General features: G+C 71.2%; 20 protein-coding genes and 2 pseudogenes. 8 read left to right on the top strand and 14 right to left on the bottom strand.

What is annotated here, in order from left to right; translation table 11 throughout:
• Positions 1-14: 14 nt before the first annotated feature.
• The 10 genes and pseudogenes from ACQEWB_RS39660 to ACQEWB_RS39615 form a co-directional block, all read right to left on the bottom strand.
• Positions 15-1,457, bottom strand: coding sequence for an FGGY family carbohydrate kinase (locus ACQEWB_RS39660; RefSeq protein WP_432839957.1), 1,443 nt, complete (start codon positions 1,455-1,457; stop codon positions 15-17).
• Complete coding sequence (locus tag ACQEWB_RS39655) at positions 1,454-2,551, bottom strand: NAD(P)-dependent oxidoreductase (protein WP_432839955.1); 1,098 nt, start codon at positions 2,549-2,551, stop codon at positions 1,454-1,456. Before ACQEWB_RS39655 ends, ACQEWB_RS39660 begins: the two co-directional genes overlap by 4 nt.
• Positions 2,551-3,801, bottom strand: a complete 1,251-nt coding sequence (locus tag ACQEWB_RS39650) for a sugar ABC transporter permease (protein ID WP_432839953.1) — start codon at positions 3,799-3,801, stop codon at positions 2,551-2,553. Before ACQEWB_RS39650 ends, ACQEWB_RS39655 begins: the two co-directional genes overlap by 1 nt.
• Before the next feature lie 2 nt (positions 3,802-3,803).
• Entirely contained in the window at positions 3,804-4,634 is an 831-nt protein-coding gene (locus ACQEWB_RS39645; RefSeq protein ID WP_432839951.1) for an ATP-binding cassette domain-containing protein, read from the bottom strand.
• A gap of 95 nt (positions 4,635-4,729) precedes the next feature.
• Positions 4,730-5,827, bottom strand: a complete 1,098-nt coding sequence (locus ACQEWB_RS39640; RefSeq protein ID WP_432839949.1) for an ABC transporter substrate-binding protein — start codon at positions 5,825-5,827, stop codon at positions 4,730-4,732.
• Positions 5,828-5,892: 65 nt separating this feature from the next.
• Positions 5,893-6,582, bottom strand: a complete 690-nt coding sequence (locus tag ACQEWB_RS39635; protein WP_432839947.1) for a histidine phosphatase family protein — start codon at positions 6,580-6,582, stop codon at positions 5,893-5,895.
• Entirely contained in the window at positions 6,579-8,087 is a 1,509-nt protein-coding gene (locus ACQEWB_RS39630; RefSeq protein ID WP_432839945.1) for an FGGY-family carbohydrate kinase, read from the bottom strand. Before ACQEWB_RS39630 ends, ACQEWB_RS39635 begins: the two co-directional genes overlap by 4 nt.
• 229 nt (positions 8,088-8,316) lie before the next feature.
• Positions 8,317-9,120, bottom strand: coding sequence for a DeoR/GlpR family DNA-binding transcription regulator (locus ACQEWB_RS39625; RefSeq protein ID WP_432839943.1), 804 nt, complete (start codon positions 9,118-9,120; stop codon positions 8,317-8,319).
• Between the two features lie 125 nt (positions 9,121-9,245).
• Positions 9,246-9,566 (bottom strand): annotated as a pseudogene (locus ACQEWB_RS39620) (transcriptional regulator); the annotation flags it as partial.
• Positions 9,567-9,673: 107 nt separating this feature from the next.
• Positions 9,674-10,135: a VOC family protein gene (locus ACQEWB_RS39615; protein ID WP_432839941.1), complete on the bottom strand. Its 462-nt coding sequence runs from the start codon at positions 10,133-10,135 to the stop codon at positions 9,674-9,676.
• Between the two features lie 146 nt (positions 10,136-10,281).
• Here ACQEWB_RS39615 and ACQEWB_RS39610 point away from each other — a divergent pair, with 146 nt between their 5' ends.
• Entirely contained in the window at positions 10,282-10,854 is a 573-nt protein-coding gene (locus tag ACQEWB_RS39610; protein ID WP_432839939.1) for a TetR/AcrR family transcriptional regulator, read from the top strand.
• Between the two features lie 120 nt (positions 10,855-10,974).
• On the opposite strand, the gene ACQEWB_RS39605 is transcribed toward ACQEWB_RS39610, so the two are convergent.
• Both ACQEWB_RS39605 and ACQEWB_RS39600 read right to left on the bottom strand, forming a co-directional pair.
• Complete coding sequence (locus ACQEWB_RS39605; protein ID WP_432839937.1) at positions 10,975-11,523, bottom strand: cellulose binding domain-containing protein; 549 nt, start codon at positions 11,521-11,523, stop codon at positions 10,975-10,977.
• A 224-nt stretch (positions 11,524-11,747) separates the two neighbouring features.
• Positions 11,748-13,604, bottom strand: a complete 1,857-nt coding sequence (locus ACQEWB_RS39600) for a cellulose-binding domain-containing protein (RefSeq protein ID WP_432839935.1) — start codon at positions 13,602-13,604, stop codon at positions 11,748-11,750.
• A gap of 305 nt (positions 13,605-13,909) precedes the next feature.
• Here ACQEWB_RS39600 and ACQEWB_RS39595 point away from each other — a divergent pair.
• From ACQEWB_RS39595 to ACQEWB_RS39580, 4 genes and pseudogenes are all read left to right on the top strand, one after another.
• Positions 13,910-14,723, top strand: a pseudogene (locus ACQEWB_RS39595) (cation:dicarboxylate symporter family transporter).
• Positions 14,724-15,639: 916 nt separating this feature from the next.
• Complete coding sequence (locus ACQEWB_RS39590) at positions 15,640-16,911, top strand: ABC transporter substrate-binding protein (protein ID WP_432839933.1); 1,272 nt, start codon at positions 15,640-15,642, stop codon at positions 16,909-16,911.
• A 30-nt stretch (positions 16,912-16,941) separates the two neighbouring features.
• The gene (locus tag ACQEWB_RS39585; RefSeq protein WP_432839931.1) at positions 16,942-19,728 is read left to right on the top strand and encodes an ABC transporter permease subunit; all 2,787 of its coding nucleotides are present in this window, start codon (positions 16,942-16,944) and stop codon (positions 19,726-19,728) included.
• Entirely contained in the window at positions 19,725-20,456 is a 732-nt protein-coding gene (locus ACQEWB_RS39580) for an ABC transporter ATP-binding protein (protein WP_432839929.1), read from the top strand. Before ACQEWB_RS39585 ends, ACQEWB_RS39580 begins: the two co-directional genes overlap by 4 nt.
• Positions 20,457-20,495: 39 nt before the next feature.
• Here ACQEWB_RS39580 and ACQEWB_RS39575 read toward each other — a convergent pair whose 3' ends face one another.
• Positions 20,496-21,974 carry an IucA/IucC family protein gene (locus ACQEWB_RS39575; RefSeq protein WP_432844239.1) on the bottom strand — a complete coding sequence of 493 codons (1,479 nt, stop codon included), beginning with the start codon at positions 21,972-21,974 and terminating at the stop codon, positions 20,496-20,498.
• Between the two features lie 93 nt (positions 21,975-22,067).
• Here ACQEWB_RS39575 and ACQEWB_RS39570 point away from each other — a divergent pair, with 93 nt between their 5' ends.
• Genes ACQEWB_RS39570 through ACQEWB_RS39560 form a run of 3 tightly spaced genes read left to right on the top strand, consistent with a single transcriptional unit; the run spans position 22,068 to position 25,711 of the window.
• Positions 22,068-23,606 (top strand): IucA/IucC family protein, encoded by a 1,539-nt coding sequence (locus ACQEWB_RS39570; protein WP_432839927.1) that lies wholly within the window; start codon positions 22,068-22,070, stop codon positions 23,604-23,606.
• A gap of 9 nt (positions 23,607-23,615) precedes the next feature.
• Positions 23,616-24,890: a VWA domain-containing protein gene (locus tag ACQEWB_RS39565; protein WP_432839925.1), complete on the top strand. Its 1,275-nt coding sequence runs from the start codon at positions 23,616-23,618 to the stop codon at positions 24,888-24,890.
• Positions 24,890-25,711: a hypothetical protein gene (locus tag ACQEWB_RS39560; protein ID WP_432839923.1), complete on the top strand. Its 822-nt coding sequence runs from the start codon at positions 24,890-24,892 to the stop codon at positions 25,709-25,711. The genes ACQEWB_RS39565 and ACQEWB_RS39560 overlap by 1 nt, the downstream gene beginning before the upstream one ends.
• 68 nt (positions 25,712-25,779) lie before the next feature.
• Here ACQEWB_RS39560 and ACQEWB_RS39555 read toward each other — a convergent pair whose 3' ends face one another.
• Positions 25,780-26,418 (bottom strand): winged helix-turn-helix transcriptional regulator, encoded by a 639-nt coding sequence (locus ACQEWB_RS39555; RefSeq protein WP_432839922.1) that lies wholly within the window; start codon positions 26,416-26,418, stop codon positions 25,780-25,782.
• Between the last annotated feature and the right edge of the window lie 7 nt (positions 26,419-26,425).

Genomic DNA, 26,425 nt, shown 5'->3' with positions numbered 1-26,425 from the left:
CGGCCCCTCCCGGGTCAGTTCCGGGCCGCGACGAAACGCCCGTAGGCGTCGTCGAATCGGGCCGCCTCGGCCGGGTCCGGTTCCAGGAGCCCCGCCCGGCCGACCGCCCGCGCGGTGAGGGCGTCGATGCCGTCGCGGCCGTCGGTCAGGCCGAGGTCGACGGCAGCGGTGAGTACGGCGCCGCGGGCGCCCGCCTCGGCCGTGTCGGGCAGGATCACCGGCAGGTTCGTCGCGTCGCTGATCGTCTGGCACCAGGCCGTGCTGCGCGCGCCGCCTCCGATGACCGCCAGTTCGTGCACGGGGCCGGTCGCGGCGAGGCAGTCACGCAGAGACAGGGTCAGACCGTCGAGGGTTGCGCGGGCGATGTCGGCACGGGTGTGGCGCACGGTGAGACCGAGGAGGCTCCCCCGGACACCGCTGTCGCGGAAGGGGCTGCGCTCCCCCGCAGGTGACAGGTACGGCAGCAGCAGGGGCTGGTCGCCGGGGTGTGCGGTGCCTGCCAGGGCCACGACCTCGGCGGCGTCGGCGAGGCCCATCAGCCGGGCCGTCCAGTCCAACACCTCCGTGCCGATCATGGTGGCGTTGGCGATCAGCCACCGGTCGTCGGCGCAGCCGGGCAGGGTCATTCCGTTGGGTGCCCGGGAGAGCAGGGGGTCCGAGGTGACGGCGGCTGCGCACAGCGTCGTGCCGAGTATCGCGAAGCCCTGGCCGGGACGGGTGACTCCGGCGCCGGTTGCACTCGCCACCACGTCGTAAGGGGCCAGGCCGATGGGGGTGCCCGGGGGCAGTCCGAGATCGGCGGCCACGTCCGCGCGCAGCGGGGCGATGCGGTCAGGGCCAGAGACGGTCCGGGGCAACAGCCGCCGGAGCTCGGTGAGTTCGAAGACTTCGAGCAGTTCGTCGTCGTAGCGGCGGGTGCGGGCGTCGAGAAAGGGGTTGGCCGCGTCGGAGACCTCCAGTACCGCGCGGCCGGTGAGCCGCCGGTAGACCCAACTGCCGCAGCTGAGAAGGGTGGACGCGCGCTTCAGGGTGTCGGGCTCGTGTTCCGTGAGCCAGCGCAGTTGGGCGTGGGCGACGCCGGAGGCGCCGTAGCTGCCGTTCGTGCGGAAGGCGCGTTCGAGGGTCCCGTCGGCTTCCCAGGCGTCGATGACGCCGCCGGCACGGGCGTCGTTCCAGAGGATGGCGTCCCGTACGGGCTCGCCGTCGGCGCCGACGAGCCAGCAGCCGTCGCCCTGCGCGGTGAGGGCGAGCAGCGCGACCGCGTCGGGCGAGCGGCGGGCGACCGCGCCGACCACGCGGGCGGCGGCGGCCCACACCTCGCGCATGTCCTGCTCGCTGTGGCCGCCGGACGTGCGTACGACCGTGTTCTCGGTCTCGCTGTCGACGGCCCGCCAGTCGTCGTCGAAGCGGACGGCCTTAACGGCCGAGGTGCCGAGGTCCAGCCCGATGGTGCTCATGTCCGGTGCCTCCCGTGGTCCTGCCACTGAGGGTTCGCGCAGTGGTCCAGTACACCGCTGTGCAGGAAGCCGGCCACCTCGGCGGTGACCCGCTCGACCGATTCGAGGGCGACCTGACGGGAGGCGCCCGCCAGGTGCGGGGTGAGGATCACGTCGGGCCGGGAGAGCAACGGGTCGGCGGGGTCCGGGGGTTCGGGGTCGAAGACGTCGAGGGCGGCTCCGGCGAGATGGCCGGATTCGAGGGCGGCGAGCAGGGCCGCCTGGTCGACGAGTTCGCCCCGGGCGGTGTTGATGAAGTGCGCTCCGGGTTTCATCGCGGCGAACGCCTCGGCGCCGAACATCTTGCGGGTGTCGTCGGTGAGCCGGGCGTGCGCGCTGACGATGTCGCTCGTGGCGTACAGGGTCGGCAGGGGGACGAGGTCGACCCCGGCCTTGTCGGCCGCTTCGGGGGTGGCGTACGGATCGTAGGCCAGGACCCGGGAGCCGAAGCCGCGCAACAACTCCGCGACCCGTGAGCCGACGGCGCCGAGGCCCACCAGGCCGACCGTGGCGGCCCGCAGTTCGAGTCCGGTCAGCTCGAAGCGGAAGTAGCGGGCGTCCCAGCGGCCCGCGGCCAGTTCGCGGGAGGCCACGCCGACACTGCGGGGCAGCGTGACCATCAGCCCGACGACGAACTCGGCGACCGCGCCCAGGTTCCGGCCCGGCAGGAAGACCACCGGTACGCCGTGCTCGGTGGCCGCGGCGAGGTCGACGTTGACGGGTCCGCCCCGGGTGACGCCGACGACCTTCAGGGAAGGCGCGGCCTCGAACACCGCGCGGGTGATCGGGGCGAGGTGGGTGAGGACGACCTCCGAATCGGCGGCCAGGGCGGCGAGTTCGGCCGGGTCGCCGGACGCCTCGCGCACGCCGTCCACCGCGCCGAAGGGCACGTCCGGCCAGGACGTCCGGTACTCGACCGCCCGGGTGCCGGGGCCGAACGCGCTCCGCGCGGCCTCGGCGAGCGAGGCGGCCGTGATGAAGCGGTCACCGGCGCACAGGACATGCGGCGCTGTGCCGCCGGCGACGCTGTCGGGGGTGCTGTCGAAGGTGGTCATCACGCCTGCCCGTGCGCGGCACGCGACTTGCGGGCCAGCGAGTCGACGGCGACGGCGAGTGCGAGCACGAATCCCGTGATGATGAAGCGGAACGAGGAGGAGAGGTTCAGCAGGGTCAGCCCGCTGGAGATCGACTGGATGACGATGACACCCAGCAGCGCGGAGTACGCGCTGCCCCGGCCGCCGAAGAGGCTGGTGCCGCCGATCACCGCGCCCGCGATCGCGTTGAGGTTGACGTCACCCGTGCCGGTGCTCTGGTTGGCCGAGCCCAGCCGGGCGGCGGCGAGGACACCGCCGAGGGCGGCCAGCGTGGTGCACAGCATGAAGGCCGACACGTACACGGCGCGCACGTTGATACCGGCGCGCCGGGCCGCTTCGGCGTTGCCGCCGACCGCGAACATCGACCGGCCCCAGGCGGTGCGGGTGAGCGCGTAGTTCATGACGACGACCAGGGCGGCGAACAGGACGAACATCCAGCCCACCCCCCGGCCCTGGTTCAGGTACCAGACGGCGGCCTCCAGGGCGACCAGCACCACCGCACTGCGCACCGCGAGGGCTTGGGTGGACGTGGCCGACAGTCCGATCCGTCGACGGGCGTCCGCCATCGCCCTGCCGCTGAGGAACACGCCGGCCGCGACGAGTGCGGCGAGCGCGTACGACACCGGGGCGGTCACGAAGTCGAGCTGGGCGAAGCCGACCAGGCCCGAGGTGAAGGGGATGTTGATCGAACCGGCGGAGCCCAGCACCCAGAGCTGGATGCCCAGGAACGCCAGCAGACCGGCCAGGGTGACCACGAAGCTGGGCATGCCGAGGCGGTTGAACACCTGGCCGTAGACGAAGCCGATCACCAGCCCGACCGCGAGCGCGGCCCCGATCGCGAGGGCGACCGGCCAGTGCTGGTTGACGAACAGGACCGCGGTGACGGCCGCGGCGAGGCCGCTGACCGAGCCCACGGACAGATCGATCTGGCCGACGAGCAGGACACAGACGACGCCCAGTGAGATGACTCCGACGGAGGAGCACTCCAGGGTGAGGTTGACCAGGTTGTCGGCGGACAGGAACACGGGGTTCAGGATCTGGAAGACCGTCCAGACGATCGCCAGGCCGACGATCACGGGAAGGGAGCCCAGGTCACCCGCGCGTACGCGCCGCGCGAAGGCGTCGACGGTGCCACGCAGGCCGGTCTGCTCGTGCAGCCGCTCGTCCTGGCGGTCGAGCTCGGTGCGTGGGGCACCTGCTGTGTCGGTCATGGTCACGACTCCTCCGGAATGCTGGAAACCTGGACGCGCCGGGCACGGCGCTCGGAGCGGCGGGTCACGGAGTTGTCCGACGCGCCGGTGATCGCGGCGACGATCTCCGCGGACGACACGGTGTCCACGTCGAACACCCCGTTGTTGCGCCCGAGGCGCAGGACGACGACTCGGTCGGCGACCGCTCGGACGTCCTCCATGTTGTGGCTGATCATGATCACGCCGAGGCCGCGGTCGCGCAGCCGCTCGATCAGGTCGAGCACCTCCGCGGTCTGGGCCACGCCCAGGGCCGCGGTGGGTTCGTCGAGGATGATGACCTTGGGGTCGCCGAGCAGCGACCGGGCGATCGCGACCGTCTGGCGCTGGCCTCCCGACAACGACGCGATCGGGATCCGTACCGTGGGGATCTTCGCGGAGAGTTCCCCGAGGAGTTCCCAGGAGCGGGCCTCCATCTGGACTTCCGCGAGCCGGTACGGGGACAGCTCCCGGCCGAGGAAGAGGTTCTGGACCACGTCGAGGTTCTCGCACAGCGCCAGGTCCTGGAAGACGGTGGCTATACCGAGGGAGAGGGCCGCGCTGGGGTCCGGGATCTCCACCTGTCCGTTCTGGAACACGATGGTGCCGGCGTCCGGACGGTGCACTCCGGCGAGGACCTTGACCAGGGTGGACTTGCCGGCCCCGTTGTCGCCGACGAGGGCCACCACCTCGCCGGCCGCGACGTCGAGATCGATGTCGGTCAGCGCTTGGACCGCGCCGAATGTCTTGCTGATGCCGCGCAGGCTCAGTACCGAGTCGCGCGTCTGGGACGGAGTCGCCGCTTTCACCGACGGCATGATGGGGCCCTCGCATCGATCAGTGGGATGGACGGGATGGGGGGTGGGGGGTGCGGGGTGAGGGGTGAGGGGTGAGGGGTGAGGGAATGCGCCGGTCAGGAGATGCCGAGCTTGGCGCAGGCCGCCGCGTAGGCCGTGGTGCACAGGTCGCCGGCCTTGAGGACTCCCTTGTCGACGATCTCCGCCTTGAGGTTGTCCTGGGTGATCACGGTGGGGTCGAACAGCTGGCTCGGCGTGTCGAACAGCGTGGTCTGGGCGGTGGGCTTCTCCCCGTTGAGGAACTGGACACTGACGTCTGCCGCGGCGGCGGCGACGATCTCGCTGGGCTTGTTGATGGTGTTGTACTGGTCCCCGGCGACGATCAGCTGCAGACCCGCCACGGTCGCGTCGTTGCCGGTCACCGGAGGCACGGGGTCGACGCCCGCGGCCTTGAACGCGGCGATGGCGCCACCGCCGGTGCCGTCGTTCGCGGCGACCACGCCGACGATCTTCGTGCCGAAGCGGGAGATCTGACCGCTCACCCAGGTCTGCGCCTTGGCGGGGTCCCATTCGGGGGTGTCGTACTCGGCCAGGGTCTTCACACCGCTGCCGGCGAGGCCCTCGTGGATGCCCTTCTTGATGAGACCGGCGGCGACGTCGGTGGGCGAACCGTTGACCTCCAGGACGCCGCTGCCTGCCGGGATCTTCCCCTTCTTGAGTTTCTGCACGAGGGACGCGGAGATGAGCTTGCCGATCTTCTCGTTGTCGAACGACACGTAGTAGTCGGCCTTCGCCTTCGAGACGGGGCGGTCGTAGGCGATCACCTTGACGTTCTGGGCGTGTGCGGCCTGGACCAGCGAGGCGGCGGCGGTCGAGTCGACCGGGTCCAGCACGATGACCTTCGCGCCCTGCGCCAGCGCCGAGTTGAACTGCTGCTGCTGCTTGGAGGCGTCACCGTTGGCGTTGTTGTAGAGCACGGAGCAGTCCGGGCACTTCTTCTTCATCTCGGCGACGAAGCCGGGGCGGTCGTGCTCCTCGTACCGGGTGGAGGCCTCGTCGGGCATCAGGAAGGCGACCTTCGCCTTGGCGGCGCCGCCGGACGAGGACGAGGAGGACGAGTCGCCGCTCTTCTGCGAGCAGGCGGTCAGGGCGCTTGCCAGCGTGAGAGCGGAGACGATCACGGTGGCGGTTCTGCGGGTGGTGGTGCGGTTCATGATGACGACTCCTTTGTCGTTTCCTTTGCGGAAGGGGAGGGACGGGAGGAGAGGGGACGGGAGACTTACTGGGAGCGGACGCACAGGCGCGAGTTCATCGACAGCAGCGACGCTGTCTGCTGCCGGTCGGCGGAGATGGTGATCTCGCTGACCTTCGCGTTGTCCAGCCGGGGGAAAGTGCTGCGGTAGTTCTTGACGGGCACGCCCAGCAAGGTGCACAGGCCGAGGCGCAGCAGGGTGTTGTGCGCGACGACGAGCACCCGGCGGCCGGGGTACTGTCCGGCGATCGCCCTCAGTGCCCGGGCGGAGCGCAGTGCGGCGTCCGCGGGTGACTCCGAACCGGGGAAGGGGTGGGCCACCGGATCGGCGCGAAAGCGGCGGACCATGTCCGGGTCGGCTCTGGCCAGTTCGTCGAGGGTGTGGCCCTCGGCGACGCCGAAGTCGACCTCGCGCAGTTCGTCGACCACGTGCAGCGGCACACCGACCGCCGCCGCGGACGGTGTCGCCGTCTCGACGGCCCGGCGCACCGGGGAACTGACGACGACCTCGGGCTCGTACTCCCGGGACCACGCGGCCAGTGCCACGGCCTGCTGACGGCCCCGTTCGGTCAGGTCGATGTCGCTGTGGCCGCCGGCGTATCGGTTCTCGGCGTGCCAGACGGTCTCGCCGTGCCGGGCGAGGGCGAGCCGGGTGACAGCCCGGTCTCCGGGGGTGCCGCGGGTGGGAGTGTCGGGGGTGCCGCTGGTGGGGGTCATCGCGTCGCTCCAGAGTCGGCCAGCACCCGCGCGGCGAGGTCGCCGTCGAGCCAGCCACGGTCGGTCAGTTCGTCGAGGAATCGTTCGTATCCAGGCCGCAGCGACCGCCCGCGTTCCTGATCGGGCGCGTACTCCTCGCGCACCCGCACCATCCGCTCCGCGGTCTCGGCCAGTCGTCCGGGCTCGGCCGCCGCGAGCACCGCCATCCCGGTCGCGGCCTGTACGGACTCCGGCAGGACGGTGGTCCGGCCGAGTACGTCGGTACGCAGCTGGTTCCACCAGGTGTTGCGCGCCGCACCGCCCGACAGGGACACCGGACCGGTCACGTCCGCGCCGAGGACGCCGAGCACGTCGTAGGCCAGTCGCTCGACGTAGGCCACCGACTGGCACAGCGCGGCGAAGCGGGCGGGCTGACTGACCGTCGCCTGCGCGGCGAGGAACCCGTGCGCCTTCGGGGCGACGAAGGGGAAGCGCTCTCCCGTCCCGTCCAGCGCGTAGGTCACGCCAGGCATCGGTACCAGGTGCCCCGCCTGCGCGGTCAGCGCGTCCAGCGCCTCGGGATTCCCGGGGAAGGTGCGGGCGATCACGCCGGCGCCCGTGCTGGAGGCCCCGCCCGGCAGCCAGCCGCCGTCCGGGTTGCGGTGGCAGTAGACGGCGCCGTGCCGGTCGTGGACGAGGGAGGGGGTCGAGCCCTTGATGGTGAGCGTGGTGCCCAGGGCGCTGCTCCAACTGCCGGGGCGCAGGGCGCGTGAGGCGATCTGCGCCGCGCAGCCGTCGGTCATCCCGGCACGTACGGGTGTGCCCTGCGATAGACCGGTGGCCTGCGCGGCCTCCGTCCCCACCGCGCCGATGACCGTGCCGGGCAGCACGACCCGCGGCAGTGCGGCGGCGTCCAGCCCCAGCTCCGCCAGGACGTCCGCCGGCCACTCGCCGGTGCGCAGGTCGACGCCGCTCTTCAGGGCGTGTGAGGTGTCGGTCGCCACGGCGGTGCCGACCAGCCGTCCCACCAGGTGGTCGGACTGGTGGACCAGGCGGTCTCCGGTGCCCACGGCGCCGCTCTCGGTCAACCACATGAGCTTGGGCAGCGCCCAGGACTCCTGCATCCGGTAGCCGAGTGCGTCCCACAGGTCCGCACCGGCCGCCCGTGCCCGCTCGGCCTGTGCCGAGGCACGGGCGTCGTCGTACATCAGCGCCGGTCCGCGGGCCGATCCGTCGGCATCCTGTACGAGCACCGTGCCCGAGGTCGCGTCCAGCGAGACCGCCTCGACCACGACGCCGGGGCCGGCCTGGTCGACGGCCGACCGGACCGCGGTGACGAGGGCCGTCCACCACCGGGCGGGGTCCTGTTCGTGCCGGGTGCCCTCGCGACGGCCGTCCGGGACGGCGGCACCGGCCGACGCGAGGTGCGTGCCCTCTCGTCCGAGGAGAACGGCGCGTACGCCCTGTGTCCCCACGTCGATACCGCAGTACGCCGTGATCTCACGGACGCCGGACGGTGCTGCCATCTGAGAAAACCTCCACACGCTGCGAAGACGCGCTGTTACGTCCCGGAAACCTGAGACGCGGCGAGTGGAATTTAACGCTCAGCGTGTGAAATTTAGCAAGCCCCCGAACGGAATCTCCTACCAAGCGTTACGGACCGTGATCGTCGGCAGGCAGGCGCCCACAACGCGAGCGCCCCCTCCACAGCTCGGGCTGCGAAGGGGGCGCTCGACAACCGGCCGACCGTCGGCGTCAGTCCCCGACCGGAGCGACACGGACGTCGGAGCAACTGGCACGCAGATCGGCCAGGGTCTCCGGATCGATGCCGTCATCGGTCACGACGATGTCGAACTCCGAGACGTCACAGAGCACATGAGCCGCGCGACGGCCGAACTTCGCGTGGTCGACGAGCAGCACACGACGCGAGGCGTGCGCCATGAACGCCTGACGCACCATCACCGTGGCCTCTGAACGGTGCAGGCACTTGCCGTCGCGAACGGCGGTGGTGGACATGAAGAAGATGTCCGCGTTCAGCAGGGCGATCGCCTCGATCGTCTGGCGCCCGAAACACGCCTCCTGCCGCGCGTGGTACTCGCCGCCCAGAAGCTGGATCTGGACCCCGGGCACCTCGCCGACCTCCGCGACCACCGGCAGGAAGTTCGTCGCGATGGTCATGGGCGGGTGGGAAACCAGTGCGGGGACGAGCCCGAGCGCCGTGGTGCTGTCATCGAGGAAGACCGTCTGCCCGCGAGTGATCAGCCGAGCGGCCACCGCCGTGATCGCCGCCTTCTGGGCGGACATCGCCGACGTCCGGTCCCGTACACCCGCCTCGACGAGAGCGGACGGATTGGCCGTCGCGGCACCACGCGTCTTGATCAGCCAGCCTTCCGCCTCCAGGGCGTCCACGTCACGGTGCATGGTCATCAGGCTGACGTCGAACAGCGTCGCCAACTCGTCCAACCGGGCGGACCCCTGCGCCAGCACCCGCGCCCGGACCTGCTCACGCCGGGCCCCGGGCCCCCGATCACGTATCGCACCTGCCTCTGGATTCTTCACGTTCCAACCATAAGGTCGCCGCTGCAGCGACCCCCGGACCGCCGACACGGCCAACGGCCGGAGCCGCGGGTGAAGCGCGCGTCCGAGCCGGGAGCCGTCAGGGCCCGGTCGGGTGCGCGGGCAGATCAGAGGGGTGGTTCCCGTGTCGCGGCCCGGCCTGCGAGCACGCGCAGGGCGCCCTCGGCGGGAGAGCCGACTGCGGCCGTGCAGGCCAGAAGCGCGAGGCCGGGGTCCGCGGCGAGGTCCCAGGCCTCGAAGGACAGGTCGAGAACGCCGGCCATCGGATGGTGCGGCCGCCTGGTGCCGGTGCGGTGGAAACGGACCTCGCAGGCTGCCCACCGGGGGCGGAAGTCCGCGCTGTGGACGGGGAGTTCACCGACGAGGGCGCTCAGCCCGGGGGCGCGGGGGTTGCCGCCGTTGGCAGTGTGCAGAATCGCGACCGCGTCGTCGGCCCCTTGGGTGGTCGTGCGGCTGCGCCCGGCGGGCGCTCAGTTCTTTGTGCCGACGCCTGATCCCGGAACCCCGTCACGGAGCCGGAACGGGCGCCGACCGTTCATCCCACGCTCTTCGCCCGGCGTTCGAAATCGTCGCGGTCGGCCTGGGGCCGCAGCTCGTTGAGCGCGTAGACGACGCAGAACTCCTTGCCGGCCGGATCCCGCATGATCACCCAGCAGCCGGGGTGATCGGCCCAACTGCGATCGACCATGGTCGCTCCGATCGCCTCCAGACGCTCGATCTCCGCGTCGAGGTCGTCGGTGTGAATGTCGAAGTGGACGCCCGCCGAACCCGAACCGACGTCCTGGACGACCACCCGGTTCTCCGGCAGGGCGTTTTCCAGAATGTGGTAGGGCATGTCGCCCCCGGCGTGCCTGGCCTGCGCACCCAGGGCTGACGACCAGAACGCCAGCGTCGGATCGTGCACGTCCGAAGGCACATCGATGATGAAGGTACTCAGAAGAATGCGATGCATACCGCTTCCGATCTGGCGCGCACACCGTGACTGGACGGAGACCACGGCGATACGCCTCTCCGAGGGTGGTCGACTTCGAGCGCCACGAATGTAGCCGAGCGGCAACATTGTGGCAACCGTGGACCGCGCATGAGATCCTCCAGGTGGCGGCAGGCGATTCCCGGCCGCCGGCCGGCGCAGTGGAGAGTGCGGTGAGTGGTCCGATCGGACGCTGGGGCGAGACGCGTCAACGGCTGGTGCAGGTCGCCCTCGACCTCTTCGCCGAACACGGGGTGAACGGCACGTCCCTGCAGATGGTCGCCGACCGCGTCGGAGTGACCAAAGCCGGCGTATACCGCCACTTCAAGGCCAAGGAAGACATCGTCGTGGCCGCCCTCGAACCGGTCTTCGCGCAGATGACCCGGTTCCTCGACACCGCCGCGGCAGAGCCCGATCCGCGCCGCCGCCCGGAAGTGGCGCTGGAGGGGCTCGTCGACCTCGTCATCGACCAAGGTCACCTCGCCGCCGTGCTACAGGGCGATCCCGTCGTACGGGCCGTGATCGCCGCCTCGCCGCCGTTCCTCGGAGAGCTCGACCGGTTGCACGCGGCCCTGTGCGGGCCCGCACCCACACCGGCGCGGCGCGTGGCCGTCACCATGGTCGGAGGAGGCCTGCTCCTGAGCGGCGTGTCCCGGCAGATCGAGGACATCCCGCCACAGCAACGGCGTGAGGATCTGCTGGCCGCGGCGCGCCGGCTGCTGGTCCCGAGCAGAGCCGACGACTGACACCACCGAATCCACCGGCCCCTCCCGAGGACTTCGATGCCGCACGATGCCGGCTCCGCACGGCGGGACGAGCCCTCGACAGGCATCAACAGGCATCAACACCGGTACCTTTTACCGGATTTATGCGCCATCCAAAGCATGTCTGCCGGTGACATCAGCCACTGCGGCCGGAGTCCGGTCGCTGACCGCCACAGGCAATCCCGTTGGTGCGCACAGGCACCGACGCCCGTTCCCTCGGTGAGCCACTTGTCGGGGCACTGGGAGCAGTCGCCGTCCTGGTGGAAGAACCGGCCGCAGGGCGTGGCACATCGGGGAGCACCACCGTCGTCGAGGTTGCCGGCGTAGATGTGCCCGGGTTGCCGGAGTCCCAGGTCCGGTCGAGTTGGGCCACGGTCGAATCGGAGTCGGGGCTAGCGTCCACGCCGTCGTGCAGGTCCTGCCATTGCGCTTGAAGGACGTGGGTGCGGCACCGGACCGCGAGCCGAGGAAGCCCGTACCGACCGTGACCCCGGTGGCCGGCGCGCCGTTCCATCCGGCGTTGCCGACCGTCACCGTGGTGCCGTTCCGCGATCGGTCGGCGTTCCAGCCCTGGATGGCCTTCTCACCACCGGCGAGTGTGAAGGTGAGCCGCCAACTGGTGAGCGGCTTGGCTGAGTTGGTGATCTCCACGGCTCACTGGAAGCCGTCGGCCCACTGGCCGGTGACACGGTGGTCCACCGAACAGGTGGCTGCCTCGTCACCGTTGGCGAGGAGGGGCACCAAGGCGCCGGTGCCCACCACCAGCGCGGCGGCGCCCCCAAGCGGGACGGCGCGCAGGAAGCGTCCGCGCAGGCGGTGGGTCGTACGGCTCGATCTCCTCGGGAAGATCCTTCGGATGTGCGCGGAGACGGTCGTCAGCTCTTGAGGTGGGCGATGGCGAGGGTGCTGGTGGTGGGCGACGAACCGGACAGCGGGGAGCCGTAGTCCGGGGTGGCCGCCGCGTAGGCCCAGGCCAGGCTGGAGTCGGGGAGGACGGCGATGTCACCGGCTATGTGGGCGTCCACTACCTCGTCGGGCATCACGGTGTTGCCGTTGTAGTCGATGACCCGCAGATGCGTGCCGCCGAACGTGCCGGTGCAGGTGCCGGACGCGCAGACGGCGCCGGTGACGTCCTCCCAGGAGACCAGGAGGTTCTTGCCGTAGGGCGCGATGTGGACGTTGACGTGGTCGGTCTTCGCGTCGTCAGTCAGCTGGACGGGGGCGCCGTCGGGGGTCGAGCCGTCCTTGAGGAAGGCGACGGTCACCTGGTGGGTGTCCGTCTTCGGGGTCACCGTCCAGCCTCGGCCGCTGGTGTCCTCGCTGTTCTTGACCGCCTTGGCGGCGCCGCGCGAGGCCCAGGCAGTGGCGTACCGGCCGGTGGCGGACTTGACCAGGTCACCGGAGCTGCTGGGGTAGGCGCCGCCGCAGTAGCCGGCCCAGCACTGCTCACGCTGCACGACCGGGGCGTCGTCGGCGGCGCCGATGCCGGTGCTGACCATCAGGCCGGAGCGCCAGTCGTCGAAGCACAGGGACGTGAACGCCCCGGAGGACTCGGGATGCAGGGCGATCCCCTCGTTGTGGCTGCAGCCCCAGTCCCAGCCGCCGCTCTGTACGGTGCCGGAGTCGTCGGCGTAGACGAGCTTGTCGCCGTAGTGGCCGTCGGCGAAGCCGCCCGCGCCGTGCACCACGAAGTAGGCGCCGTACTTGCTGCCGTTCCACTTCAACTGGCTGTCCAGCACCGGCGAGGTGTCGTTGCTCGCGGTGCCGGTGAGCTTCTTGCTGAAGGCGAGGGAGCCGTTCTTGTAGCGGACCAGGGCCGCCGCGGTGTCGTTCCACTTGTTGGTGTCGGCCACCCGGGTCAGCAGCGCGAAGCCGTCGTTCTGGGCGACCAGGCCGCCGACCTCCTTGGCGCCCGAGACCACGGTGTCGGCGCCGTCGCGCGCCAGCGCCGCGGTGAGCGGGGTGACATGGATGCCGTCGGCGGCCGGCCAGGCGACCTTCACCGTCCCGTCGGGGGCGGCCTCGGTGTCCACCCGGGTCCACAGCGCCTGCTGGTTGTATCCGGCCTCCAGGTACGGCAGCGGGGTGGAGAGCGCGACCTTGGAGACGCTCAGCCGGGAAGCGAGTGTCGTGCCGCTCCCGGCCGTCGCGGAGACTGTGGCGGAGGCTGTGGCGGACGCCGTCGCGGACGCGCTCGCCGACGCGCTCGCCGAGGGCTTGGCGGAGGCGCTCGGGGAGGCGGAGGCGGCCGGTGACGGTGACGCGCCGGCCGTGCCGGTGGTGCCGTCGTCGCAGGAGGCACCGTTGAGTTCGAAGGCCGACGGTGCGGTGTTGGAGCCGGACCAGGAACCCAGGAACCCGGCGGTGGCCGTGCCGCCGGTGGCGAGCGTGCCGTTCCACCCGGCGCTGCGGACCGTCACCGTGGTGCCGTTCTGCGACCAGTCGGCGTTCCAGCCCTGGGTGACCTTCTGCCCCGACGGGAAGTCGAAGGCCAGGGTCCAGTCGGTGACCGGCTTCCCCTTGTTGGTGACCGTGACGCTCCCCTGGAAGCCGCTGCTCCAGGAACCGTCCACGCTGTACTTCACACTGCACGTGGCTTCGCTCCCGTCGGCGAACACCGGGACCAGTGCACCGCCCACCGCGATGGCCAGGACGGCCGTCCCGACCGGGACGGGGCGCAACACCCGCCTCCTCAGCCCGTGCCTGGGTTCGGTCCCGGTTCTCTTGCGCATGTGCTGACTCCTCCTGTGCCAGGCCCGCCGGTGTCTTCGCGGGTCTCAGGCACAAGTGGCCGCCGACCGGGGCAAGGTTGCCGTCCCCGTCCCGCTGAAGCGGCGCCCTACGCCTCTCCTGATAGGCGCCGCCTATGCCTGGGATCGGATTTGGGTCGTGGCCCCCTTGAGTCGTGGCCCGGTTCACTGTGCCGGAGAGCTGACGCGCACCGATCGGGCTCGGCGCGCCTGGTCAGGGAGGTTGCAATGGCGCATACCCCAGACGACGGACGGGCCGAGCAGGCCGCGCGGATCACGGCGAAGCCGTGGTACCGGCAGCTGTACGTCCAGGTTCTGGTCGCGATCGTGATCGGCGTCGTACTGGGCTGGCGGTGGCCGGATCTCTCGCCGATCCGAAGAAGGTCGGCCGCACCGGGATCAAGGCACCGACCTACTTCCAGGTCGGCACGATCATCGCCCTGCTGACGGGCCTGGTGGCGATCAACGTCTTCCGGCTCGGCGACGGCGTGCACGCCGACCCCGCGACCCTGAAGACGTCCGGGGACGCGAGCCAGTACATCGCGACGGGCGAGCACCAGCGCTGGTGGGAGTTCCTGACCAACATCGTGCCGAACAGCTTCTTCGGCCCGTTCGTCGAGGGGAACATCCTCCAGGTCATCTTCCTGGCCGTCGTCTTCGGTATCGCGATCAAGATGGCCGCTGGGCGCCTTCGGCGCGATGTCGTACGCCATCGGGAAGTTCGGCCTGTCGACGCTGACCAGCCTCGGCTCGCTGATCCTGCTGTTCTACGTGACCACGGCGCTGTTCGTGGTCGTCGTGCTCGGCGGAGTGCTCGCCCTGTACGTGCGGCTGAACATCTTCCAGCTGTTCCGGTGCTTCAAGGAGGAGTTCCGGCTGATTGCGCAAGCTCCAGTTCATGGGGGCGGAACGGTCCACGGTCGGCCTGGTCGTGCCGACCGGGTACAGCTTCAATCTCGACGGCGCCGCGATCCACCTCTCGCGGGCGGCGGTTTCATCGCGCTCACGGCGACCCTGTCGACGGTCGGCTCGGTACCGGCCGCGGGCATCATGCTGATCTTCGGCATCGACAAGTTCAGCCCGAGTGCCGGGCGCTGGTGAACTTCTTCGGCAACGCCGTGGCCGCGGGCCAGTTCACCGACGTGGCGACCTCTCTCGGCATCTACCGAGGCTCCGCAGCTTGAGCACCTTGCATTCCACGGGCGACTCCCACCGCTTCGGGCGTGAAGTAGACATCACAGCCAAAGCAGGATGACTGAAATTCCGCATCCTCATTACACGCCTGGATACCGTCTGCGCACCAGGGCCGCCGACATCGGCGGCCAACGAGGCGGGTTCCTGGACAGCACCGTCGAACTCGAACCCGTCGACACCACGCCCCGGTCGCGGTTCCCGATCACCTGGCCGCCGCTGCCAACACGGCTACGACCTGCGACTTCTGAACATTTCCAGGCAAGGCGGCGAGGCAGTCCCGGCGACACGGACGGCGGCCATACCGGACGCGTGGCGCGCGACACCGAGCGGCCCGCGCGGGGGCCGCACATCAGGGAGCTGCGCAACATATTCCGACAGAGGCCAATTACGTATACTCTTCTTCGTTGTGGGCCTGATGCTACACAGAGTGACCGCGCGATATCGGGCCTGCGGAGCCGCAGCATCTTGTCGCGAAGGAGCGGAGATGAGCGCACTGCCCAGTGGTGACGCCGTCCCGAGTTCGGGGACGACGAGCAGCGATCGAGCGATCGCTGTCGGATCTCTTCCCCGCCAGGTCCTGGCGGGGAAGCCGGACGTCCGTCTCCCGGAGTTACCGACCGCACGGCCCGTCACGGGCTGACGTACCTCGAAGACATCGTTCTGCCGCAGCGCCTCGCACGGATGCCATCCGCAATCGGTGTGCGGCCCTCTTTTCACCCTCTCAGACGGCAGCGCGGCCGTGGCTCCGAGCCGCTGCGCCGCCGATCACTGATCGCTGTTCGCAGCGAGTGCCGGGCACTCGCCGACACTTCGGGAAGCAAACATGATTGAGTCGGTCAGACGCGTCTTCTCCTCCCCCCGGTCACGGGCATCGGCCGCTCTGGTCTCGACCGCGGTCCTGCTCGCCGGCTGCTCCGACGGCGGCGGTGGCTCCACCACCGCGAGCAGCACCGAGATACCGGCCGCGCTGGCGAGAGCGTTCCCGGGCACGAAGGCCACCGGCACGCCGGTCAAGATCGGCCTGATCACCAACGAGGGCGGCGCCGCCACCAGCCAGCCCGAGAACAGGGAGGCCGCCGAAGCGGCCCGGCAGTACGCCAATGCCAACCTCGGTGGGATCGCGGGCCGGCCGATCACCTTCGTGATCTGCAAGACCAAGGAGGAGCCGGCGACCGCACGGGACTGCGCGAACCAGATGGTCGAGCAGAAGGTCGACGCGGTCGTCCTGACGAGCAGCGGTCTGGGTGACTCGATGGTGCCGATCGTGACCAAGGCCGGTATTCCCTGGACCACGGCCGTGGGCGCCAGCAACTCCGAGGCCACCAGCGCCGACTCGTTCTCCTGGACGGGCGGTTTCGTGGCGAACATGACGGCGATGGCCTCGTACTCGAAGGAGCAGGGGTACAAGAAGGTCGCCGCTTTCGTGATCGACGTCCCGGCCGCGGTCAGCGGTATGCAGGCCATCGGCAAGCCGGTCTTCGCCAAGGCCGGCATCGACCTGCAGCTCGTGACGATCGCCGCGGGCACGCCGGACGCGTCGCCCCAGGTGAGTGCCGCGCTGGCGAAGAAACCCGATGGCGTCGCCGTCATCGGCGAGTCGACCGTGTGCACCTCGGTGCTCCAGGCGATGGGCACGCTCGGCGCCGGCATCCCGCGGGAGGTCGTCCAGTCGTGTGCGGCCCCAGAGGTGCTCAGCGCCGTGGGGGCGACCATGGACGGCGCGCAGGTGTTCAGCGGTTTCGACACGGCCAGCGACGACTACGAGGCCCAGCTCTACCGCCAGGTGATGAAGCGGTACAGCCCCGACACACCGACTCAGGGCTACGCGGCGGTCGGGTACCAGGGCGTGCTCGGTCTGGTGCGCGCGCTGCACGGTCTGACCGGCGAGGTCACGCCGAAGACGATCACCGCGGCCCTGCACGCGGCCAAGGACGTCCCGTTGCCCGCGGGCCACGGCACCAAGTTCACCTGTGACTCCAAGGCGGTACCGGGCATGATCGCGCCCTGCTCGGCGAACGTGGTCACCGGCACGATGGCCGGCGGCAAGCTGACCAAGGTGCGGGTCATCGATCCCGGTCCGTTGTTCTCGAAGTAGTCGGAGCAGCCGGAAGGAACGGTCTCGCCGATGAGCCAGTACATCGTGTTTCTGTTGCTGGGACTGGGGAACGGGGCGGTGTTCGGCGCGCTGGCGCTGGCGCTGACGCTGACCTATCGCAGTTCCGGAGTGGTCAACTTCGCGACCGGGGCGATCGCGCTGTACAGCGCGTACACCTACGCGTTCCTGCGTCAGGGTGAGTTGCTGGTACCGATACCGGGCCTGCCGACCACGGTCGGGCTCGGCGGACCGCTCGGGCTCTTCCCGGCGATGGCGATCTCGCTGGTGCTCGCCGCCGTGCTGGGGACGGTGCTGTACGGGCTGGTCTTCCGGCAGCTGCGATCGGCGCCGCCGGTGGCCAAAGCCGTCGCCTCGATCGGCGTGATGCTGGTGATCCAGGCCGTGCTCGCCGCGCGGGTGGGCACCGCGGCGGTGTCGGTCAAGGCCATCCTGCCGAACGACCCGGTCGACTGGGGCGGGACGCGTATCCCCGGCGACCGGCTGTGGTTCGCGGCCGTCATCGTCGCACTGACCGTCGCGCTGGCGCTGGTGTTCCGGCTGACCCGGTTCGGGCTGGCGGCCAGGGCGGCGGCGGAGTCGGAGAAGGGCGCGCTGGTCAGCGGATTGTCGCCGGAGCGGATCGCGGTGGCGAACTGGGCGCTGAGTTCGGCGATCGCCGGCCTGTCCGGCATTCTGATCGCGCCGATCGTGCCCCTGGTCCCGATCTCGTACACCCTGTTCATCGTGCCGGCCCTCGCGGCGGCGCTGGTCGGCAACTTCACCGCGCTGGTCCCCGCGGTGGGAGCCGGCCTGGTGATCGGGATGCTGCAGTCGGAGTTGCAGTTCCTGCAGGGAAAGTGGTCGTGGCTGCCGCAGACCGGTGTGGCCCAACTGGTGCCGCTGGCCGTGATCCTGGCCTACCTCGTGGCCCGCGGCAGGCCCCTGCCCACCCGCGGAGCACTGATCCAGCAAGCGCTCGGCCGTGCGCCGCGGCCCGACCGCGTCCTGGTCCCGACTGTGGTGAGCGCGGTTGCGGGTGTCGTCGTCCTCCTCGCCACCCACGGAAGCATCCGCGCCGCGGTGATCACTTCGTTGACCCTGGCGGTGATCTCGCTGTCGCTGGTGGTCGTCACCGGATTCGCCGGCCAGATATCGCTCGCCCAGCTGACCCTGGCCGGGGTGGGCGCGTTCAGCCTCAGCAAACTGAGTGCGGGGTGGGGGATCCCCTTCCCGTTCGCCCCACTGCTGGCGGCTCTGGTGGCCATGGTGATCGGCGTCGTGATCGGGCTCCCCGCCCTGCGGATCCGCGGACTGCCGGCCGCTGTGGTCACTGTCGCGCTGGCCGTGGCCCTCGAGGCCATCTGGTTCCGCAACACCGAACTCAACGGCGGCCTGGACGGCTCGAAGATCCCGTCACCGCACCTGTTCGGGATCGACCTCGGCATCGGCGCCGGCGAGGACTATCCACGCATCCCGTTCGCCCTGCTGTGTCTGGTGGTGCTGTTGCTCGTCGGCCTGGGCGTGGCCTGGCTGCGCCGCAGCCGGCTCGGTGCGGCCATGCTGGCCGTGCGCGCCAACGAGCGGTCGGCCGCCGCGGCGGGCATCGACGTCGCCCGTACGAAGATCGTCGCCTTCGCGATCGGAGCGTTCGTCGCCGGGCTCGGGGGTGCTCTGCTGGGCTACCAGCAGTCCGTCGCCGACGCCGAGATGTTCACCGCGATCGGCGGGCTGGGTCTGTTCGCCACCGCGTACCTGGCGGGCATCACCGCCCTGTCCGGCGGCATCCTGGCCGGAGTGATGGGGGCGGGGGCACTGCTGCCCGTACTGCTGGACCGGGCGCTGTCCATGGGCGAGTGGTACGGCGTGGTCATGGGCATCGGCCTGGTGGTCACCGTGATCACGAACCCGGAAGGCCTCGTCGGCCCGGCGCACGAACTGATGGACAGGCTGCGACAGCGGCGCAGGCCCGCCACCGACGCCGTCGACGACCAGGACACCGAGGCGCTGACCGGCGCGGCACCGCCCGCCCGTCCGCCCGTACCCGATCCGGGCGAGGTGGTGCTGGCGGTGCGCGATGTCTCCGTGCGCTACGGCGGTGTGGTGGCCGTCGACGCCGTCTCCTTCGACGTGCGCTCGGGTGAGATCGTCGGCGTGATCGGCCCGAACGGCGCCGGGAAGACCACGCTGTTGGACGCGATCAGCGGATACAACCGCAGTACGGGAACGGTCGAGTTCGACGGGCGGCCGATCTCGTCGCTGAAGCCGCATCAGCGGGGCCGGGCCGGCCTCGGGCGCACCTTCCAGGGCATCGAGCTGTACGAGGACCTCAGCGTGGAGGAGAACGTACTGGTCGGCGAGGCCGCGGCCCGGCACGGGGGCGACCATGTCGGCAGCATGCGGGGGCTGGAACTGCGGAACCGGCTGTTCGAGACGCTGCACCTGAGCCGGGTCCGGGCCCAGCCGGCGCGTGAACTGTCCCAGGGCAGGCGGCAGTTGGTGTCGATCGCCCGTGCTCTTGCCGGACGTCCCCGGATGCTGCTCCTCGACGAGCCGGCGGCCGGCCTGGACAGCTCCGAGAGCCGGTGGCTGGGCGACCGCCTGCGGGCCGTGCGCGCCGACGGTGTGACGGTCCTGCTGATCGACCACGACATGGGGTTGGTGCTCGACGTGTGCGACCGGATCGTCGTGCTGGACCTCGGAAAGGTGATAGCGGACGGAACTCCCGCCGAGATCAAGGCAGATCCAAGGGTGGCCACCGCCTACCTCGGCGCGGCCGGGGTCGATGAGCGCGAGGTACGTGGGGAGGTCGTCAAGTGACCGGGCGGGAACTACTGACATGTGAGGGCGTGGAAGCGGGCTACACCAAGGGACGGCCCGTGGTGCGCGCCTTCGACCTGAAGCTGCTCCCCGGCGAGATCACCGTCTTGCTGGGGCCCAACGGCGCGGGGAAGACGACCCTGTTGACGACACTGGCGGGCCTGCTGCCCCGGCTGGGCGGGTCGGTCACCCTGGACGGCCGGCAGACGCACGCCGGGCGGGCGCGTGAGGTCGCGCGAAGGGGGCTGGTCCTCGTACCCGACGACCGGGCACTCTTCACCCAGCTGACGGTGCGGGACAACCTGACGCTCGCCCGACGGCGCCGGGGCGGCACCTTGGACCAGGTGCTCGACTACTTCCCGGCGCTGGGCAAGCGGCTGAAGATCGCGGCCGGCATGCTCTCCGGCGGAGAACAGCAGATGCTCGCCCTGGGCCGTGCCATGATCCAGAACCCGCGGGTGCTGCTCATCGACGAACTCAGCATGGGGCTGGCGCCGGTGATCGTCGAGGAACTGCTGCCGATCGTCCGGCGGATCGCGGAGGACACCGGTGCCGCGGTCGTGCTCGTGGAGCAGCATGTCCGGCTGGCCCTGGACCTGGCGGACCGGGCGGTGGTCCTGGTGCATGGTGACACCCTCCTGAGCGGGTCGGCCGCGACGCTGGTGGCCGACCCCGGACTGCTGGAACGGGCGTATCTCGGCGAGCGGGCGGCGGAACCCGTTCCGTAGCGGGTGGTCGGGACGGACCGGCCGGCGTGCAGCAGCGGCTCACCCGGCCAGCGGGTTCGGCAGCGGCAGGTAGCGGGCGGCGGCGCCGTCCGCTCCGGTCCAGCGCAGGAGCAGGTTCGTCTTGCCGGGGAGGGTCGGGGAGGTGAGGAGTCCGGCGATCTCCGGAAGGTCGTGGCGGGCGAAGGCGCGGCGGGCCGCGGGCCACGGGTCGAGGCCGGGGTGGCGTTCGGCCAGGGCCGCGGCGACCTCGGTGAGGTGGTTGACGACCAGGCAGTACACCAGCCGCTCCCACCCGGCCGCCCGGTCCACCTCCGGCAGCAGCTTCACGCCCTCCGCGTCCCGGAACAGCGCCTGCACGGGCGTGCCCTCGGGATCCATCGCCACCAGCGTGTTCTGCAGGTGCGCTTCGAGTACGACGCCGTGGTCGGCGAAGGCCGCGAGAGCGGGGGGTACGACGGCCCTCAGATACGCCTGCCACCAGGCGTCCGGGTCCTCGGCACCGGCGAGCGGGCTGCCCTCGAACCCCTCCACCAGGCCCGCGGCCAGCAGCGGGGTCGCGCCGGGCAGGAGGTGGCCGCGCAGTCCGTCGCGGACCAGGACGGCGAGTTCCTCGAAGGCGAAGCCGGCGGTGCGGTAGCCGCGGTCGCTCAGCCAGGCGGCCGGTCCGGGGATCGCCGCGAAGGCCCCCGCCACCGCCGCGTCGGTCCGGCGCAGCCTCAGCAGGTCGTGGCGCCACAGGCGGCGGATGTCGTTGGTGATGCGGACGTCGAGGCTGAACTTCAGGAACAGGTCCTGCTCGGGGGCGTACAGCGTGCGGATCGCGGCCGTCGGCCAGACCTCGGAGCCGGTCGTGCCCAGCCGGATCAGACGGCCGTCGGCGAAGGCGTCCGTGAGGTCCAGGAGGTCGAGCTGCCAGGGGTGGGCCGGCAGCAGCCGGTAGCCGGGCGGTGCCTCGCCGAGGGTGTCGAGCGCGGAGGTGTCGCCCTCCTCGACGACCGTGTCCTCGCGCACCCCGAGCAGGGTGAGCGGGAAACGGCCGTGCGCCTCGGGGGCGTACGGCAGCCAGCCGGCGACCGGGCCGCCGCCGCGCGCCTTGGGGGCGGGGTGGTAGGGGTGGCCGGTGATGAGGGACTGCTCGGAGCGCAGATACGGGTCCTCGGGCGGCGTCGACCGGGCGCGCGCGGCGAGGATCGCGGCCACCGCGTCACGGCTGTCGATCATCTCGGCGGGGAGTTCGTGGTTGGACAGGCCGGTGGTGCGGCGCAGTTCCTCGGCGACGAGTTTCACCAGCTCGGTGTGGCCGATGTGGTGCCAGCGGCCCGCCGCGTACACCTCGGGGTCGCGCGGGCGCCGTCCGCCGCGCACCCGCAGCAGGCGGTCCACGCCGGGCAGCAGGTACCGGCCGCGTCCGGCGGGCTCCGCGACCTCGCGCAGCAGACAGTTGAGCAGCGGTGCGGCCGCGTAGGCGTCGGCGGCGTCGTCACCGGCTGGCGGGGGGATGAGTTCCACGCGATCCACTCGTTCTTCGATGTCCGTTCGGGCGGAGATGATCAGTATGTACGTCGTCACCTCCCGTTCGTGACGCCCTACTCGTACCCGAGGAGCCCGCCCGTGCACCGTCCCCACCCCGCGGAGGCCGAGGTCGCCGACGAGCTGGCCGCCGTACGCCCCGGCCTTCTGTCACGGTACGCGGCCGAACTGCCGGGCGCCCGGGCCGCGGTGCTGACCCGGCTGTGGCGGGCGCTCGCGCACGAGCCGCTGCCGTGGGTCACGGGCCGGGAGCGGGGCCGGGAGGGCCTCACGCTGCGGCTTCGGGACGGGCGGCGGCTGCACGGGCCGGCCGCGGATCCTTACGCGACCGCCGCGTACGTCACCGTCGTCCGGCTCGACGAGGTGGCGTACGACCATCCGGCGCGGCTGATGACCGACCTCGCCGTACCGCACTGCGTGGGGTTCGCGGCCGAACTCGGGCACAGTGTCGCCTCGTTGGCGCTGTCCCGGGCCGGGCAGGAGGACCGCTCGAAAGAGTGGCCCGGGGAGGAGTGGGAGTGGGAGCAGCGGGTGGTCGACGGCCATCCGTACCACCCGGGCTGCCGCTCCCGGCCCGGGTTCTCGGTGGCCGAGCAGCTGGCGTACGGGCCCGAGCACCGTCCGGTCGTGGAGCTGGGGTCGGTGCCGGTGCAGGCGGAGGAGTGCCTGCTGACGGGGGTGTGGCCGGACGAACTGCGGGACGGGGGGCGGCTGTTGCTGCCGGTGCATCCGTGGCAGGCGGCGCATGTGCTGAAGGGAGCGGGCGTCGAGGCCGGGCTCGCGGCGCATCCGCTGATGTCCCTGCGCACGCTCGCCCTGCCCGGCGGGCCGCACGTCAAGACCGCGCTCAGCGCCCGGTTGACGTCCTCGGTGCGGGACATCTCGGCCTACTCGATCGGCCTGTCGGCGACCCTGTCGGCGTTCGCGGAGTCCCTCTCCGCGCGCTCGGAGGGGCTGTTGCACGTCACGCGTACGCTGGGCGCGGCCACGGTCGGCTCCCCCGACCTGGCCGCCGTACTGCGGGAGTCGCCGCAGACGTACGCGGCGACCGAGCGCGGCGAACGGGTCGTACCGGTGGCCGCGCTCGCCACCACCGAGCTGTCCGAATCCCCCGGCTGGCTCGCCGACTTCACCCGCCTCACCCTCACCGTCGGCCTGCGCCTGCTGGAGCTCGGTGTGGCTCTCGAGGCGCACGGCCAGAACCTCCTGGTCGTCCTGTCGGACACGGGTGCCCCGCTGCGGCTGGTCTACCGCGACCTCGCCGACATCCGGGTCAGCCCGGTCCGGCTGGCCCGACACGGCATCCCCGTCCCCGAGTTGACCGGCCGGATCGTCACGGACGACGTACCGACCCTGCGGCGCAAGCTGTTCGGGTCCCTGGTCGCGGGCGCTCTGGCGGGTACGGCGGGTTCGGCGCCGGCGCTGGGGGCGGCTCTGGAGACGGTCGTACGAGACCTGCCGCGCACCCCCGACCTGGTCGCGCTGCTCGAAGAACCGTTGCCGGCAAAGGCGTTGACGCTGATGCGGATGTCGCCCGGGACGCCCGGCGACCAGTGGACGGCTCTGCCCAATCCCCTGCGCCGACCACCCGTTTTGGAGCCCGGCGCATGTGATCAATAAGATCCGCCGATGATCAGAACACAACGGCTGGCGGCAGGAGTGTGTGCCCTGCTCGCCGCCCTGGCGGCCGGGCTCGCGTTCCCGGCCGCGGCGAGCGCCGGCGAACCCACGGGCGACGCCACCCCGAAGGTCGACCTCGTACTCGATGTCAGCGGTTCCATGCGGGCCAAGGACATCGACGGCGGGACCAGGATGGCGGCGGCGAAGCAGGCGTTCAACGAGGTCCTCGACGCGACGCCCGAGGAGGTCCAGCTCGGCATCCGCACGCTGGGCGCCAACTACGCGGGCGACGACCAGAAGACGGGCTGCAAGGACACCGCGCAGCTCTACCCGGTCAGCACCCTGGACCGCACCGAGGCGAAGACCGCGGTGGCCACGCTGTCGCCGACCGGCTGGACGCCGATCGGGCCCGCCCTGCTGAAGGCGGCCGACGACCTCGGCAGCGGCGAGGGTTCCAAGCGCATCGTCCTGATCACCGACGGCGAGGACACCTGCGCGCCGCTCGACCCGTGCGAGGTGGCCCGCGAGATCGCCGCGAAGGGCATCGGCACCACCATCGACACCCTCGGCCTGGTGCCCAGCACCAAGCTGAGCAAGCAGCTCAGCTGTATCGCCGAGGCGACCGGCGGCACGTACACCTCGGTCGAGCACACCGACGAACTCACCGACAAGGTCAACCAGTTGGTGGACCGCGCGGCCGACCCGGTGGTGACGCCGGTGGCCACCGAGGGCGCCGCCCAGTGCACCGACGCGCCGCTGCTCAAGTCCGGTCTGTACACCGACCGCGAGGAGTTCGGGCAGGAGCGCTGGTACCGCGTGGAGGTCCAGGCGGGCCAGGAACTGCGCGCCTCGGTCAGCGTGTCGGCCGACCGGGCCGTCGGCCCCGACTACGGGACGCTGCTGCGGGCCGTCACCCTGCACGGCCGTGAGATCGTGCGCGGCGAGGCCGCCGGAAACGGCCGAACGGACGTCATCTCCACGGGACTTCGCTATCCGAAGCCCGAACGGGACGACGACGACAGCGACAAGCCGGCCGCGGAGACGGTGTGCCTCCAGGTGACCAACTCCTTCTCGCCGGCCTCGGGCGTGAAGACCACGCCGGGTCTGCCCCTGGAGCTGACGGTCGACGTCGTGGACGGCCCCTCGAACTCCGGCGACGTGGCCTCCTTCGGCCTCGGGCGCGGCTGGTGGCTGCTCGGGCTGCTGGTGCTGGTCGGGTTCCTCGCGGGTCTGGTCTGGGGCTGGGTGTCGCGCTGGCGGGTCGCGGTCTGGAGGACCAACTGATGCGGATCACAAGCATGTTGAGCGCCGCCCTGCTGACGCTCGGACTGGCGGCGGCCCCGGCGGCGGCCGACTCCTCGCCGTCCCCCTCGGCCTCCTCGGACGACAGCGCACCCACCTCGGCGGGCACGTCCTTCCGTACGGCGACCGAGTTCGAGCAGGGCCAGGAGGCCACGGCGAGCGCGTCCACGGGCGACTACCTGTACTGGTCGTTCCCCGCGGACGCCGGCCAACGCCCCACCGTCAAGGCGACGGTGAAGCTGCCGGACTCGCACGCGGCCCAGACCTGGCAGATCGACGTGTACGACGGACTGCGGCGCCGCCAGGCCTGCCAGTACGGGGCGCAGACGCACACCGCGGCGGCCGGCTCGGCCACCGTCGAGCTGGCCTGCGTGCTGCGCACGGTCCGCGCCTGGTCCGAGCCGTGGTCCGACGACCCGCTGCCGGGCACGTACTACCTCCGGCTGACCACGGTGAACCTGACGACGGCCGACCTCGGCCAGCCGGTCGACGCCTCGGTCCGGGTCGACTCCAAGGACATCGGCGGCTCGGCGGCGGTGGACGGCTCGCTGGCGAAGCCGCTGGTGCCGGGGATCGCGGTGACCTCAGAGTCCGCCTCCGACTCCGAGGCCGGCGACGGGGATTCGGCGAAGTCGGCGGTGCTGTCCAGCATCGAGCCCGATGACGGCTGGGCGTCCGGCTGGTGGTCGGACCGCTGGGTGTGGACCGCGATCGGCGGTGTGCTGGCCGCGCTCGCGGGCGTCGGCGGCTACGCCCTGACCCGCGGCTCGGGACGGCCCCGGCAGATGCCGCCGGGCGCCTGACGGTACGTCAAGAGGCCCGCCACTCCCCGGAGTCGGCGGGCCTCTCCCATGCCTCACCCACGGGCCCCTCATGCCTCCCGCAGCGCCTTGGCCAGCGTGCCGTCACCGGCCACCTCGACCCGCCCGGCCCGCACCGCCTCGACGAGGCCCAACTCCCCCCGGCTGACGGCCTCGCACGTCCCGGCGTCCAGAACCAGCCGGGCGTCGGCCTCGCCGGGAGCGGGCCCGTCGCCGTACACCGGCCCCTCCTCGGCACCGACGTACAGGTGGAAGTCCCCTTCGTCCAGCCGCACTTCGACGAGCCCCTCCCCCTCCGACACCGCCTCCAGCGAGCGCAGCAGCGGCAGTGCGAACCAGTGCGCCCGTACGGCGTCGGTGGGCCGACGCTCGCCCAGCTCGGCCCGCCCCCACACACTCAGCGCCTCGAGCACGGGCAGCAACTCCCGCCCCCGGGCGGTGAGTTCGTAGACGTACGCGGCACCGGGCGGAGGCAGCCGACGCCTGGTCGTCAGCCCGTCCCGTTCCATGTCCTTCAGCCGTGAGGCGAGTACGTCCGTGCTCACGCCGGGCAGGTCCGCGTGCAGGTCCGTGTAGCGGCGGGGGCCGGCCAGCAGCTCGCGGACGATCAGCAGGGTCCAGCGGTCGCCGACGAGGTCGAGGGCGCGGGCTGCGGAACAGTACTGGTCGTAGCTTCGGCGTGGTGACATGCGACGC

Source organism: Streptomyces sp. CA-249302, from assembly GCF_050936785.1.
Lineage (GTDB): Bacteria > Actinomycetota > Actinomycetes > Streptomycetales > Streptomycetaceae > Streptomyces.
This window is presented reverse-complemented; position numbering and strand designations above follow the sequence as displayed.